Here is a 16009-nt window from a genome sequence, read left to right on the forward strand (position 1 = left end):
TGGATTCCCCGATCACCCGGGGATCATTGTGCGAGCCGGGGGGACATCGCATGCGGAACACGGTGGAGGGTGGCGTCCTCGGCCAACTGGGGGAACTGTTCGACCAGGCTCGTCAGGGCCGGGGATCCGTGGCCGTGGTGTCCGGGCACGCGGGGCTCGGCCGGAGCGCGGTCCTCGCCACGCACGCCGAGCAGGTCGCCCGCCGCGGTGGCCTGGTCCTGCGGGCGACGGCGAGCGTGGCCGAGCGGCCGCTGCGGCTCGGCGTGGTGGGACAGTTGCTGCAGAGCTGTCCCGCGGGACAGGCGGGGCTGGAACGGCTCTTCCTCGCCCTCGACGAAGGCGTGGAGACGGCGCCGGGGCTCGACCGCGGCCGCGGCGCGCAGGGCGACTCGGTCTGGGCCGAGGCGATGCGCGGCATGTGGACCGCCCTGCTGGCGCTGTCCGAATCCAGCCCCGTCACGATCCTGGTCGACGACCTCGGCTACGCGGATGTCGCCTCGACGGACTGCCTGCTGCACTTCGCCCGGCGGCTGCCGGGGAACCGCGTTTCCCTTGTGCTGAGCGAACTCGAGCACCCGCACGCCGGCCGCGGCGCCGTGCACGCCGAGCTCGCGCGGCTGCCGCACTTCCACGCGCTGCGCCTGGCGCCGTTGTCGCTGGCCGAGACCGAGCGGCTGCTGTCCCGGCGCGACGACGCGGCCACCGCGCGGGCCTGGGCCGCCGACCACCACGAGGCGACCGGGGGCAACCCGAAGCTGCTCATGAGCCTGCTGCGCGACCGCGGCGAGGCCGACCGGCCCGGCACCCCGCCGACGGCGGGCCCGGCGTTCGAGGCCGCCGTCACGGGCCTGATCGACTCCTACGGCCGGGAAGCTCGCGGGGTCGCGCGCGGGTTCGCGCTCCTCGGGGACTGCGCCTCGCCGCGGCTGCTCGGGCAGCTGCTCGGCATCGACACCGCGTCGGTCGCCCAGCTCGTCGCGGCGCTGACGGAAACGGGGCTGCTGAGCGGAAACCGCTTCCGCCACCCGGCCACCGCCGCGGCCGTCCGGCGCGGCATGTCGCCGAGCGACCGGTCCGCCCTGCACCGCTGCGCGGCCGAGCTGCTCCACGGGGACGGCGTCCCGGCGACGACGGTGGCGGGGCACCTGCTCGCGGCGCCGCCGGTGCGGGAGCCGTGGGTCGTCCCGGTGCTGGAGGAGGCCGCCGACGAGGCGCTCGCCGACGACCGGCTGCCGATCGCGACCGAGGCGCTCAAGCTCGCCCTGCGCCTCTGCGACGACGAAGATCGGCGGGCGGTGATCACCATGAAGCTCGCGCTCGCCAAGTGGCGCGCCGACCCGGTGCTGGCCGCGCGGTACTACCCGGCGCTGGTCGACGCGCTCCGCCGCGGCACGCTGCGGGGCCGCCACGCCGCGGCGCTGATCCGCTCGCTGCTCTGGTACGGCCGGTTCGACGACGCCGTGGCGGCGCTCGACCAGCTCGCCGCCGACCGGGCCGACGCCGAGACGACCGCCGAGCTGCGGCTGACGCACCTGCGGCTGAGCCACACCTACCCGGCGCTGACCGTCCACACCCGGCAGCTCGCGGAGGAGAACACCGAGCACTCGCCGACGACCACAGTCGTGAAGACCAACGCCAACACCCTGCTCGCGGCGGTGCTGCGGCAGGAGGCGCCGGACGACGACGGCCGCCGCGCCGAGCAGTTGCTGGCCGGCACGGCGATGAGCGACGCGAACCTCGACACCCTCCAGGCGGCGCTACTGGCCCTGATCTACGGCGACCACACCGACGCGGCGGCGTCGTGGTGCGAGCGGCTGCTGGCCGACGCCGGGGCCCGGCAGGTCCCGAGCTGGCGCGCTGTCTTCGCCGCGATCCGCGCCGAGGTCGACCTCCGCCGCGGCGACCTGCCCGGCGCGGAGTACCACGCACGGGCCGCGCTGACGTTCATCCGGCCCCGCGGCTGGGGGGCCGCCGTCGGGGCGCCGCTGGGCGCGCTGCTGCGGGCCCTCACCGCGTCCGGGCAATACGAAGAGGGCGCGAAACTGCTGGAGCAGGACATCCTGGACGCGACGTTCCGGACCCGCTACGGCCTGCACCTGCTCGCGGCCCGCGGCCACCACTCGCTCGCCACCGGGCACACCGCGGCCGCACTGGCGGACTTCCACCACTGCGGTGAGCTGATGCGCGAGTGGGGGATCGACCTGGCGAGCGTCGTCCCGTGGCGGACCGACGCGGCCGAAGCCCACCTGCGCCGGGGCGAACCCGGCGCGGCGCGCGAGCTCGCGACCGAACAGCTGCACCGGCACACCGTGGACGGGGCCCGGGCCCGCGGGCTCGCCCTGCGGATCCTGGCCGACACCGAACCCGACGACGACGTCCGGCGGTGCCTGCGCGCCGACGCGGTCGAGCTGTTCGACGCGTGCGGGGACCGCTACGAGCTCGCGCGGGCGCTGGTCGCCTCCGGCCGGGAGTTCCTGGACGCCGGGGACCGGGACGAGGCCGCGGCGGCGGCGGTCCGCGCGCATGCCCTCGCCCGGGAGATCAAAGCCGGGCCCGTGCTCGGCGAGCTCGGCGCCGCGGGCCTGGACGTGTTGCTGCCGCCGGAATCCGGCAGCCGGGGCGGTCCGCGCGTCGCGGAGAGCATCAGCGCCCTGAGCGACGCCGAGCGCAAGGTCGCGAGCCTCGCGGCCCAGGGGCGGACGAACCGGGACATCGCCGCCGCGCTGTTCATCACGGTCAGCACCGTGGAGCAGCACCTCACCCGCGCCTACCGGAAGCTGCGGGTGAACCGGCGGATGGACCTGCCCGCGGACCTTCAGTTCGACGTGGTCGGCAGTGAGTGATCCGGCTCCACCACGGGGTTGTGGTCCTCACGGCCGGCCAGCAGGCGCAGCAGCGGGCCGGACATCGCCGTGGTGACCACCGCCATCACGACCATCAGCGAGTAGAGACCGCGGTCGAGCACGCCGATCTGCAGGCCGACGCCGAGCGCGATCAGCTCGGTCAGCCCGCGGGTGTTCATCAGCGTGGCGAGGACGGCTGAGCGGCGCGTCGACAGGCCTTGGGTCTTCGCGCCGGTGAAGGTGCCGGCGAACTTGCCGACGACGGCAACGGCGATGATCGCGGCCAGTTCGAGCAGCCCGCTCGTGCCGACGCGGGAGAGGTCGACGTTCAGCCCGGCGACGATGAAGTAGACCGGCAGCAGCAGCGACGTGGTGGCCTGGGTGCGGTGCAGCAGGTCTTCCCGCACCTTCGCCGTCGCGCGCCGGGGCATCGCCAGCCCGAACAGGAACGCGCCGAACACGTAGTGGAGCCCGGCCAGCTGGGTCACCGCGGCGGAGACCAGCAGGCCGGCCAGGACGGCCGCGTAGTGCCCGAAGTTCGGGTGCGCACCGGGCCGCCGGGTCAGCAGCCGGCCCAGCGCGGGGCGGACGCCGAAGAACAGCAGGGCACCGAACGGGACGACCAGCAGCACCACCCAGTGGTGCGCGCCCGAGCCGCCGACGATCGCCTGGACGGCGGCCAGCATCGTCCAGGCCGCCAGGTCGCACACCGCGGCGGCCGACAGCGCGATCGTGCCGATCAGCGTCCGGTTCATCCCCCGGTCGGTCAGGATCCGCGCCAGGACGGGGAAAGCGGTGATCGACAGGGCCACGCCGACGAACAGGACGAAGCCCAGCCGGTCGGCGGGGTGGTGGCGGCCGGCGAGCACGAGCGCGAGGCCCGACCCGAGCACCAGCGGCAAGACCAGGGCACCGAGCGCGGTCGCGCCGGCGATCCGCCCCGAACCCCGCAGCCGCTCGTGGTCGAACTCGAGGCCGACCGCGAACATGAACAGCACCAGCCCGACGGAGGCGAGCCCGGTCAGGTGCGGTCGGATGTCCACCGGGAACAGCGTGTTCGCGATAGCGCCGTGGAAGAGGCTCGGCCCGGCCAGGATCCCCGCGACGATCTCGCCGATGACCGCGGGCTGCCCCAGCGCCCGCGCCACCCGTCCGGCGAGCCGCGCGAGCACCACGATCAGCGCGAGGTCGCAGAGCAGGATCGCCACCTGAACGTCGGTCATGCGCCTTCCCCCTGTGTCGCGTGCACCGCCGCCGACAGCTAAACGCCGACCACGCGCGGCAGGCACCCCTAAGGCGGCCGACCCGGACCCTTAACCCGGGCGCTACGGGTTGCCGCCGCGCCCGGTAAGGGTTGCCACCCGGGGCGCGGATCGCAAAACTCGGTGACGCGCCGGCCGCCGGGAGAGCTCCTCCGCACATCGCGCGCCGCCCGTTCCGCACCGCTACCGCTTTCCTGCCGGAAAACCGTGTGCGCACGCCGTTTCTCGCCACCGTCGAAGGGATTCCACCCAATGCAGAACGACTACGACGTCATCGTGATCGGCGGTGGGCCCGCCGGATCCACTGCCGCCGGTCTGCTGGCGAAATGGGGCCGGCGGGTCCTGGTGCTGGAGAAGGAGAAGTTCCCGCGCTACCACATCGGCGAGTCCCTGGTGCCGGGGTGCGTACCGGTGCTGGCCGAGCTGGACGCGATCGACCTGGTCGAGGCCGCCGGCGCCACCAAGAAGTTCGGGCTTTCCCTGCTGTGGGGCGACGACCCCACCCCGTGGTCGGTCGACTTCGACGAGATCTGCCCGCACCCCTACGCCTACGAGGTCAAGCGCGCCGAGTTCGACAACCTCCTGCTGAGCAACACCCGCCGCCTCGGGGCGACGGTCGTGGAAGAGGCATCGGTCCGCGAGCTGGTGTTCGAGGGCGAGCGATGCGTGGGCGCGCGCTACAGCGTGGGCCGCGCGGACGAGACCACCGAGGTCCGCGCCAAGTTCGTGATCGACGCCTCGGGGCAGACGAAGCTGCTGGCCCGCCACCTCGACGCGGTCGACTGGCACGACGACCTCAAGAACCTGGCCACGTGGACCTACTTCCAGGGCGGCACGCGCTACGAAGGCCGCCAGGCCGGGAACATCCTGGTCGAGAACCGCCCGCCGGGCTGGCTCTGGATGATCCCCTTCAGCGACGGCACCTGCAGCGTCGGCTTCGTCGCGCCGACCGACGAGTACGCGGCCACTGGCCTCACCCCGCCGGAGGTGCTGCGGCAGCGGATCGCCGAGTCCAAGGAGGTCAAGCGCCTGCTGGGCGACGCGGTCGAGGTCGCCGCGCCGCGCACGACCAAGGACTGGTCCTACACGGCGGCCCGGATGACCGCGCCCGGCGTGCTGACCACCGGGGACGCGGCCGCCTTCATCGACCCGCTGTTCTCGACCGGCGTGATGCTGGCGATGAAGGGTGCCTCCACGGCCGCCCGCACGGTCAACGCCGTGCTCGACGCGCCGGAGCGCGACGAGGAACTGCGGGGCGCCTACGAGAAGTCGTACAAGGACTTCCTCGAGGTCGTGCTCTCGTTCGTCCGGTTCTTCTACGACCCCAGCAAGAAGGTCGTGGAGTACTTCGAACGCGCCCGCGCGCTCGTCGACCCGGCCGAGGCGCTGGCCGCCCGCGAGGACTTCATCGTGCTCATCTCCGGGCTCTACGGCATGGCGCCGGTGATGGAGTCCGAAGTGGACGAACCGCGGCCGGTGCCCGCTTCGGCCTGACCTGCCCTCCCGCTACCCGCACGGCGACGACCGGGGACTTCCGATGGCGAACGAAGAAAAACTGCGTGAATACCTCAAGCGCGTCACCGCCGACCTCCGGCAGGCGCGCGGCCGGTTGGCGGAGCTCGAGAGTGCCACCGAGGACCCGGTCGTCGTCGTGGGGATGTCGTGCCGGTACCCCGGCGGGGTCGCCTCGCCGGGGGATCTGTGGGACCTGGTCGCCGCCGGCCGGGACGCGATCTCCGCGTTCCCGGCCGACCGCGGCTGGGACCTCGACGGGCTCTACGACTCCGATCCGGAGCGGACAGGGAAGTGCTATGTGCGTGCGGGTGGCTTTCTCCACGGCGCGGCCGACTTCGACGCCGAGTTCTTCGGCATCTCCCCGCGGGAAGCGCTGGCGATGGATCCCCAGCAGCGGCTCGCCCTGGAGACGACCTGGGAGGCGCTCGAGGACGCCGGGATCGACCCCGGCCTGATCCGGGGCAGCCGGACCGGGGTGTTCCTCGGCCGCAGCTACGAAAACTACGCGACCCGGCTGGCGGAGCCGCCCGCGGACCTCGAGGGGTACCTGCTGACCGGGAACACCGCGAGCGTCCTGTCCGGGCGCGTCTCCTACACCTTCGGCTTCGAAGGTCCCGCGGTCACGGTGGACACGGCGTGCTCGTCGTCGCTGGTGGCGCTGCACCTGGCCGTGCAGTCGCTGCGGCGGCGCGAGTGCGACCTCGCGGTGGCCGGCGGCGTGGTCGTGATGTCGGACCCGGCGATGTTCGTCGAGTTCTCCCGGCAGCGGGGCCTGGCGGCGGACGGCCGCTGCAAGGCCTTCGCCGCGGCGGCCGACGGCTTCGGCGCCGCCGAGGGTGCCGGGCTGGTGCTCGTGGAGCGGCTGTCGGACGCCGAGCGCAACGGTCACCCCGTGCTGGCCGTCGTGCGCGGCTCGGCGGTGAACCAGGACGGCGCGTCGAACGGCTTGACCGCGCCGAACGGGCCGTCGCAGCAGCGGGTGATCCAGGCGGCGCTGGCCGACGCCCGGCTGCTGCCGTCCGATGTGGACGTCCTGGAGGCGCACGGGACGGGGACCGCGCTGGGCGACCCGATCGAGGCCCGCGCGGCGATCGCCGCCTACGGCGAGGGCCGCGAGCACCCGCTCCTGCTCGGCTCGGTGAAGTCGAACATCGGGCACACCCAGGCCGCCGCGGGCATCGCGGGCGTCCTGAAGATGATCATGGCGATGCGGCACGGCGTGCTGCCGAAGACCTTGCACGTGGACGAGCCGACCCCGCACGTCGACTGGGCTTCGGGCGCGCTCGCGCTGCTGACCGAGCCGGTGTCCTGGCCCGGCCACGACCGTCCGCGCCGGTCGGCGGTGTCGTCGTTCGGGATCAGCGGCACCAACGCTCACGTCGTGCTGGAGCAGCCACCGGCGACGGTCGGTGCCCCGGCCGGGGCGGGTGCGGTGCCACCGGTGGTCCCGTGGGTCGTTTCGGCTGCCAGCGAAAACGCGTTGCGCGCCCAGGCCGCCCGGCTGGCGGAGGTCGCGGACGCGCACGCCGCCGAAGACATCGGCTTCTCGCTCGCGACGACGCGCGCCGCGCTGCCGTTCCGGGCGGTGGCATTGGGCGGCGACCCCGGCGCGGCGCTGGCCGCGTTCGCCGCCGGCTCGCCGTCCGGGGTGCTCACCGGCCGGGCCCGGCCGGGCCGGCGGACCGCGGTGCTGTTCAGCGGCCAGGGCAGCCAGCGGCCGGGCATGGGCCGGGAGCTGTACGCGGCCTACCCGGCGTTCGCGACCGCCCTCGACGAGGTCTGCGCGGCGTTCGGGTCCCGGCTGCCGAGGCCGCTGCGGGACGTCATGTTCGGCGAGGACGCCGCAGTGCTGCAGCAGACCGTCCACACCCAAGCCGCGCTGTTCGCCTTCGAAGTCGCGATGTACCGGCTGCTCACGACCTTCGGCGTGGCGCCGGAGCTGCTCGTAGGGCACTCGGTCGGCGAGATCGCCGCGGCCCACGTGGCCGGCGTCCTGTCGCTCGCGGACGCGTGCACGCTCGTGGCCGCGCGCGGGAACCTGATGCAGGCCCTGCCGCCGGGCGGCGCGATGGCCGCGGTCGAGGCCACTGAGGACGTCGTGCGGGAAGCGCTTTCGGCGGGGATCGAGATCGCCGCCGTCAACGGGCCGTCGGCGATCGTGGTCGCCGGCCGCCAGACCATTGTGGACGCTTTCGTCGAAGACTTCCGCGCCCGTGGCTTCCGCGCTCAGCGGCTGCGCGTCGGCCACGCCTTCCACTCGGCCCTGGTGGAGCCGGTGCTCGACGCCTTCCGGACCGTCGTGTCCGGTTTGGAGCTGCGCGAACCCGAGCTGCCCGTGGTGTCCACCGTGACCGGGGTCCTCGCGGCGGCCGGCGAGCTCACCGACCCGGAGTACTGGGTGCGCCAGGTCCGCGAGCCGGTGCGGTTCGCCGACGCGGTGCGGAGCCTGGACGCGGCCGGCGCGAACATCTTCGTCGAGGCCGGTCCCGACGCCACCCTGACAGCGATGGCGGCCGAGTGCCTCGACGCGCCGGTGCTCGCGGCGGCGTCGCGCAAGGGCAAGCCGGAACCCGAAACGTTCCTGACCGCGCTCGCGGTGCTGCACGGCGCCGGCGTGGACATCGCCTGGGACGCCGCGTTCGCCGGTTCTTCGGCGCGCCGCATCGCATTGCCCACCTACGCGTTCCAGCGCACGCGGTACTGGCTCGACGCCGGGCGCCGGACCGGCGACGTCGCGTTCGCGGGCCTCGGCGCGGCCGGGCACCCGCTGCTCGGCGCGGTCGTGGCCGTGGCGGGGTCCGGCGGGGTCGTGCTCAGCGGCCGGCTGGCCACCGCCGACCAGCCGTGGCTGGCCCAGCACGCCGTGGCAGGCACGGTGATCCTGCCCGGCACGGCCTTCGTCGAACTGGCGGTGCGGGCGGGGGAAGAGGTCGGCTGCGGGCGCGTCGAAGAGCTGACGCTCGCCGCGCCGCTGGTCGTCCCGGAGCGCGAAGGCGTGGCGATCCAGGTGGTCGTGGACCCGCCGTCGGCAGACGGCCGCCGCGCGCTGAGCGTGCACTCCCGCGACGGCGACACCTGGGTCCGGCACGCCACCGGGTTCCTCGCCGACGACGTCGTCGACGATCCGGACGCGCCGGACCTGCGCACCTGGCCCCCGCCCGGCGCGGTCGCCGAAGACGTCTCGGCGGCCTACGAGCGGCTTTCGGCGCGTGGCTACGACTACGGCCCGGTGTTCCGCGGCCTGCGGGGGCTCTGGCGCCGGGACGACCGGATCTTCGCCGAGGTGGCGCTCCCGGACGACGCGGACGCCGCCGCCTACGGCCTGCACCCCGCGCTCCTCGACGCCGCCCTGCACCCCTTGGTCCTCGACGAAGGCCACGAAGTCCTCCTGCCTTTCGCCTGGCAGGACGTCACCCTGCACGCGGTGGGGGCGACGGCGCTCCGCGTGGTGCTGACGAGGACCGCCGAAGACGCGTTCTCGGTGTCCGTCGCCGATCCGGCGGGCCGCCCGGTGGCGTCCGCGCGGTCCCTGCGGCTGCGGCCGCTCGCGCCCGGCACGCCGGCCGCGGGCAACGACCTCTTCGCCGTCGACTGGCGGCCGGTACCGGGGCCTGCCCCGCTCGACGCGGCGACGCTCGGCGACGGTGGCCTGGCCGCGCTCCCCGAAGCCGTGCCGGAGGTGGTCTTCGTCCGCGTCGAGACACCCGGCGACGACCGCCCGGCCGCGGCGCACGCGGCGGTGCGCCAGGTGCTCGAACTCGTGCGGGCGTGGCTCGCCGACGCGCGCTTCGGGCGGTCCCGGCTCGTCGTCGTCACGTCCGGGGCGACCGGGCCGGGCGACGGCCCGGTCGACCCCGCCGCGGCGGCGGTGTGGGGACTCGTGCGCTCGGCGCGGTCGGAACACCCGGGCCGGTTCGGGCTGCTGGACACCGACGGCACGCTGCCGCCGCGGGAGTCGCTGCCGCCGGGCGAACCCGAGGCCGCCGTGCGGGACCGGCGGTGTCACGTGCCGCGGCTCGTCCCGTTCACCGCCACCGGCACGTTCTCCTGGGACCCGGCCGGGACGGTGCTGCTCACCGGCGGCACCGGCGGTCTCGGCGCGGTCGTCGCGCGGCACCTGGTGACGGTCCACGGCGTGCGTCGGCTGGTCGTGGCGAGCCGCCGCGGTGCCGCGGCGGCCGGCGGGCTCGTCGAAGAGCTGACCGCGCTGGGCGCGGACGTGACGGTCGAAGCCTGTGACGTGACGGACCGGGCCGCGCTCGAAGCGCTCGTCGGGCGCGTCACGGCGGCAGGACCGTTGACCGCCGTGGTGCACCTGGCGGCGGTGCTCGACGACGCCACCGTCGGCTCGCTCACGCCCGACCGGCTGGAGCGCGTGCTCGCGCCGAAGGTCGACGCGGCGTGGCACCTGCACGAGCTGACGCGCGACCTCGACCTGGCGGCGTTCGTGCTGTTCTCTTCGGCGGCGGGCGTGCTCGGCGCGCCGGGGCAGGGCGGGTACGCCGCGGCCAACACCTTCCTCGACGCCCTCGCCCGCCTCCGGCGCGCCGAAGGCCGGCCGGCCACATCGCTGGCCTGGGGCCTGTGGGCGGCCCAGGGCATGGCGGGCGTCCTGCGGGACGGCGACGTCGAGCGGCTGGCCCGGGCCGGCGTCGCGCCGCTCGCGCCCGGGCGCGGACCCGCGCTCCTCGACGCCGCGCTCGGCGCCGATCGCGCGGACCTCGTCCCCGCCCGGTTCGCCCTGGACCGGCTGCGCGCCGACGTCCCCGCGCTGTTCCGCGCGCTGGTGCGGACGCGGCTGCCGCGGGCTGCGGCCGGGGTGGCCGGTCCGGCGCTGCCGTTCGCGGACCGCCTCGCCGGGCTGTCCAGCGACGACCGGCTCGCCGTCGTCACCGAGCTGGTCCGGACCGAGGTCGCCACCGTGCTGGGGCACGCGAGCCCGGCCGCGATCGCGCCGGACGCGGTGTTCAGCGGGCTCGGCTTCGATTCGCTGACCGCCGTAGAACTGCGCAACCGGCTCGCCGCCGGCACCGGCCTGCGGCTGCCGAGCACGCTCGTCTTCGACCACCCCACCCCCGCGGCGGTGGCCAGGTACCTGGGCGGCGAGCTCGCCGGCGAGCGCGCCCCGGTGGCTCCGGCGCGGGTGAGCGGCCCGGCCGAGGACGACCCGATCGTGGTCGTCGGCATGGCCTGCCGGTACCCCGGCGGGGTCCGCACCCCGGACGAGCTGTGGGACCTGGTGGCCGGCGGCCGGGACGCGATCGGGGAGTTCCCGGCCGACCGCGGCTGGCCGCTCGCCGAGCTGCACGACCCCGATCCCGCGCACCCGGGCACCAGCTACGTCCGGGAAGGCGGGTTCCTGCTCGACGCCGCCGAGTTCGACGCGGAGTTCTTCGGGATGAGCCCGCGCGAGGCGCTCACCACAGACCCGCAGCAGCGGCTGCTGCTGGAGGTCGCCTGGGAGACGTTCGAGCAGGCGGGCATCGACCCGGCCGCCCTGCGCGGCAGCGACACCGGCGTGTTCGCCGGGATCATGTACCAGGACTACGGCGCCCGGCTGCACCAGGCGCGGGGCGTACCCGCCGAGTACGAGGGCTACCTGGTCAACGGCAGCGCGGGCAGCATCGCCTCCGGCCGGATCGCCTACACCTTCGGCTTCGAGGGACCGGCGGTGACCGTCGACACGGCGTGCTCGTCGTCGCTGGTCGCGCTGCACCTCGCGGCCCGCTCGCTGCGGGCGGGCGAGTGCGGGCTCGCGCTGGTCGGCGGAGCAACGGTGCTGGCCAGCCCGGCGGTGTTCGTCGACTTCTCGCGCCAGCGCGGCCTGGCCACCGACGGGCGCTGCAAGGCGTTCGCGGCCGCGGCCGATGGCACGAGCTGGGCCGAAGGCGCCGGGCTGCTCCTGCTGGAGCGGCTGTCGGCCGCGGAGCGCAACGGCCACCGCGTGCTGGCGGTCGTCCGGGGCAGCGCGGTGAACCAGGACGGCGCGTCGAACGGGCTGACCGCCCCGAACGGGCCCGCGCAGCAGCGCGTGATCCGCGCGGCACTGGCGGACGCGGGACTGGCACCGTCCGATGTGGACGTCGTGGAGGCGCACGGCACCGGGACGACCCTCGGCGACCCGATCGAGGCGCAGGCCGTGCTGGCCACCTACGGCCAGGACCGGGAAACCCCGCTGTGGCTGGGTTCGCTCAAGTCGAACGTCGGGCACACCCAGGCGGCCGCGGGCGTCGGCGGCGTCATCAAGATGATCATGGCGATGCGGCACGGCGTGCTGCCGAAGACCCTGCACGTGGACGAGCCCACCCCGCACGTCGACTGGGCGGCGGGCGCGGTTTCGCTGCTCACCGAGCCGGCGGATTGGACGGACCGGGATCACCCGCGCCGGGCCGGCGTCTCGTCGTTCGGGGTCAGCGGCACCAACGCGCACGTCGTGCTGGAGCAGCCGCCGGCGCGGGTCGAGCCCGTGGCGGACGCGCCGGCCGGGTCGCTGCCGCTGCTGCTGTCGGCCAAGACCGGCGCCGCGCTGCGGGCGCAGGCGACCCGGCTGGGGGAGTGGGTGCGGCGGCGTCCGGAGCTGACCCCGGCGGAGCTCGCGCGTTCGCTCGCCACCACCCGGTCCGGGCTGGCCGAGCGGGCGGTCGTGGTCGCCACCAGTCGCGACGACGTCCTCGCCGGGCTCGCGGCCCTGGGCGAGGACCGCGCCGCGGGCACCGTCCGCCGCGGCACCGCCGTCACCGGCCGCACCGCGTTCCTCTTCACCGGCCAGGGCGCCCAGCGGCCCGGCATGGGCCGTCGCCTCCACGAGACCGTCCCCGGCTTCGCCGCGGCGTTCGACGAGGTCTGCGCGCACCTCGACGGGCCACTCGGCCGGTCGCTCGCCGACGTCGTGTTCGCCGGCACCGGCTCGCCGCTGGACCGGACGATGTTCACCCAGGCCGGGATGTTCGCACTGGAGGTCGCGCTCTTCCGGGCGCTGGAACGCGCCGGCGTCTGGCCCGACCTGCTTCTCGGCCACTCGATCGGCGAGGTCGCGGCCGCCCACGTGGCCGGCGTGCTCTCCCTGGAGGACGCGTGCGCGCTGGTCGCCGCGCGCGGCCGGCTGATGCAGGCGCTGCCGGAGGGCGGCGCGATGATCGCCGTCCAGGCGGAACCGGCCGAGGTGCGCGCGGAACTGGGCGAGCGGGTGTCGGTCGCGGCGGTCAACGGGCCGGACTCGGTCGTGCTGTCCGGGGAAACGGCCGCGGTCGAGGACGCCGCCGCCCGCTGGCTCGCCCGGGGCCGCAAGGTGAAGCGGCTCAACACTTCGCACGCGTTCCACTCGCCGCTGATGGAACCGATGCTCGCCGAGTTCGGCGAAGTCCTCGCCGGCCTCACCTTCCACGAACCGCGGATCCCGGTCGTGGCCAACCTGACCGGGCAGGTCGCCGAGCCGGGGCTGCTGACCGACCCCGGCTACTGGGTGCGGCAGGTCCGCGGCGCAGTGCGGTTCGCCGACGGCGTCACGGCGCTCGCCGCCGCGGGCGTCACGCGGTACCTGGAGCTCGGGCCCGACGGCGTGCTGACCGCGATGGTGCGCGACTGCCTCGCCGAGACCGAACCCGCCGCCGCCGTACCGCTCCTGCGCCGCGGCCGTCCCGACGACGAAGCGTTCTTCACCGCCCTCGGGGAGCTTTACGTGACAGGCGCCGAGCCGGCGTGGGCCGAGCTGCTGCCCGCCGCGCGCCGGGTCGACCTGCCGACCTACGCCTTCCAGCGCTCCCGGTTCTGGCTCGACGTGCCCCGCGCGGGCGGCGACGTGACCGGTGCCGGACTGGACTCGCCGGGGCACCCGCTGCTCGGCGCGGTCGTCGAAGTCGGGGACTCCGGCTCGGTCGTGCTGACCGGACGGCTCTCGCCGGACGCACTGCCCTGGCTCACCGAGCACGCCCTCGGGGGCGTGCCCGTCGTGCCGGGCGCGGTGTTCCTCGAACTGGCCGCGCGGGCCGCCGAGGAGACCGGTTGTGCGCTCGTCGAAGAGCTGACCGTGGAGACCCCGCTGGTGCTGCCCGCCGCCGGCGTCGCCGTCCAGCTGGTCGTCGAACGCCCGGACGACGACGGCAGGCGCGCGGTCGCCGTGTACGCGCGGGCCGGGCAGGACGACTGGACCCGGCACGCGGCCGGCGCGCTGGCCCCCGGGACCGGGCCGGCCGCGGAACCCCTTCCGTGGCCGCCGCCCGGCGCGGAACCCGTGTCACTGGAAGGCTTCTACGAGCGGCTGGCCGGCAGCGGCGTCGGATACGGGCCGGCGTTCCGCGGGCTGCGCCGGGCCTGGCGCCACGACGGCGAGGTACTGGCGGAAGCCGCGTTGCCCGCCGGGCTCGACACCGCCGGGTACGCGGTGCACCCGGCCCTGCTCGACGCCGCCCTGCACACCGTGGCGCTCACCGGCCGGCCGGAGACGGTTCTGCCGTTCTCGTGGTCCCGCGTCGCGGTGGCCGCCGCCGGGGTCGCCGCGGTGCGCGTCCGGCTGCGCCCCGGCGGCGCGGACGACGTCGCCCTCGAGCTCACCGACGAAACCGGGCGGCCGGTGGTCTCGGTGGGGGCGCTGGCCCTGCGGCCGGTCGAGCCGGCCCGGCTGCGGTCCGGCCGCGGCGACGGACTGTACACAGTGGACTGGACGACCGGGCGCGCGGCGGCCGCCGTGCCCGCCGGCGCTCCCGAGGTCGCCACCGCCGACGCGCTGGCCGCGCTCGCCGACGTGCCCGCGGTGGTCGTCCACCGGTGCCGCGCCGGCGCCGGTGACCTGCCGGCCGCGGTGCGGGCGGCCACGGGCACCGTGCTCGAGCTCCTGCGGGCGTGGCTGGCCGACGAGCGGTGCGCGACCTCGACCCTGGTGGTGGTGACCGAAAGCGCCGTCGCCGCCGGGCCCGGCGAGCCGGTGCGCGACCTGGCCGCGGCCGCGGTCTGGGGCCTGGTCCGGACGGCGCAGACGGAGAGCCCGGGCCGGTTCGCGCTGGTCGACGTCGAACCCGGGACGGGCGCCGTGCCGTTCGCGCCGGACGAGCCGCAGCTGGCCGTCCGGGCCGGAACCGTGCGGGTCCCGCGGCTCGTGCGGGCGAAGGCACCCGAAGCCGCCGTCCCGCTCGCGGACCCCGCGGGCACGGTCGTCGTCACCGGCGCCGGCGGGGGACTGGGCACCCTCGTCACCCGCCACCTCGCGACTTCGCGCGGAGTCCGGCACCTGCTGCTGGTCAGCCGGCGCGGGGCGGTCGACCCCGGGCTGCTCGCGGACCTCGCGGAGCTGGGCGTCTCGGTGCGCGTCGCGGCGTGCGACGTCGCCGACCGCGCGGCCCTCGCCGGCGTCCTCGACGCCGTGCCGGCCGAGCACCCGGTGCGCGAGGTCGTGCACCTGGCGGGCGTGCTCGACGACGGCGTCCTGCCGGCGCTCACCCCGGACCGGCTGGACCGGGTGCTCGCCCCGAAGGCCGACGGCGCGTGGCACCTGCACGAGCTGACCCGCGACCTCGGCCTGACCGCGTTCGTCCTGTTCTCCTCCGCGTCCGGGGTCCTCGGCACGGCCGGGCAGGCGAACTACGCGGCCGCCAACACGTTCCTCGACGCGCTCGCCGCCCGCCGCCGGGCCGAGGGGCTGCCCGCGACCTCCATCGCGTGGGGCCTCTGGGAAGACGGCATGGGCACCCGGCCCGGTGCGCGCCGGGCCGCCGTGACCGGGTTCTCGGCCGAGGAGGGCCTGGACCTCCTCGACGCGGCCACGCGGCTGGACCGGCCCCTCGTCGTGGCCGCCCGGCTCGACCTGACGGCTCGCGAAGACGTGCCGCCGTTGCTGCGCGGACTGGTGCGGACGCTGCCCGGCACCGGTCCGTCGCTCGCGGACACCGCGGCGCGGCGGCTGGCCGAAGCCGCCCCCGCCGAACGGCCCGGGCTGCTGGCCACGCTCGTGCGGGCGGAGGTCGCCGCGGTGCTCGGGCACGGCGGGGCGGACGCGGTCGCCATGGACCGCGCGTTCACCGACCTCGGCTTCGATTCGCTGACCGCGCTGGAGTTCCGCAACCGGCTCGGCGCCGCCACCGGCCTGCGGCTGCCGGCCGCGCTGATCTTCGACCACCCGACACCCGCCGACGTCGTGGCCTTCGTCACGACCGAGCTGGCCGGCGACGCCCCGGACGCCTCGCCCGGCCTGTTCGGCGAGCTGGACCGGCTCGGCGCGGAGCTGGCCGCGGGCGAGCTCGACGAGCTGACCCGCGAACTGCTCGCCGACCGGCTCGGCGACCTGCTCGCCCGGCTGGCGCCGGCGGGCGCACCGGACAGCGCGTCCGTGGCCGAACAGCTGGGCGCGGCCAGCGACGACGAGATCTTCAGCTTCATCGACAACGAGCTGTAGAAGGG

The 16009-nt window shown here is 75.7% G+C and carries 4 protein-coding genes; 3 read left to right on the forward strand and 1 reads right to left on the reverse strand.

The features are described from left to right. Nucleotides 1-50 precede the first annotated feature (50 nt). Complete coding sequence (locus tag ACIRSS_RS25790; RefSeq protein ID WP_400899140.1) at nucleotides 51-2843, forward strand: AAA family ATPase; 2793 nt, start codon at nucleotides 51-53, stop codon at nucleotides 2841-2843. Here the strand turns inward: ACIRSS_RS25790 and ACIRSS_RS25795 are convergent. Beyond that, entirely contained in the window at nucleotides 2816-4066 is a 1251-nt protein-coding gene (locus tag ACIRSS_RS25795; protein ID WP_400899142.1) for a cation:proton antiporter, read from the reverse strand. The two genes, ACIRSS_RS25790 and ACIRSS_RS25795, sit on opposite strands and share 28 nt — an antisense overlap. A 291-nt stretch (nucleotides 4067-4357) precedes the next feature. On the opposite strand from ACIRSS_RS25795, the gene ACIRSS_RS25800 reads away from it, so the two are divergent. Then, complete coding sequence (locus ACIRSS_RS25800) at nucleotides 4358-5599, forward strand: NAD(P)/FAD-dependent oxidoreductase (RefSeq protein ID WP_400899144.1); 1242 nt, start codon at nucleotides 4358-4360, stop codon at nucleotides 5597-5599. Nucleotides 5600-5642: 43 nt separating this feature from the next. Continuing rightward, nucleotides 5643-16004, forward strand: coding sequence for an SDR family NAD(P)-dependent oxidoreductase (locus ACIRSS_RS25805; protein WP_400899146.1), 10362 nt, complete (start codon nucleotides 5643-5645; stop codon nucleotides 16002-16004). Nucleotides 16005-16009: the final 5 nt, after the last annotated feature.

It is taken from the genome of Amycolatopsis sp. NPDC101161 (genome assembly GCF_044768185.1).
In the GTDB taxonomy this organism is placed as follows: Bacteria; Actinomycetota; Actinomycetes; order Mycobacteriales; family Pseudonocardiaceae; genus Amycolatopsis.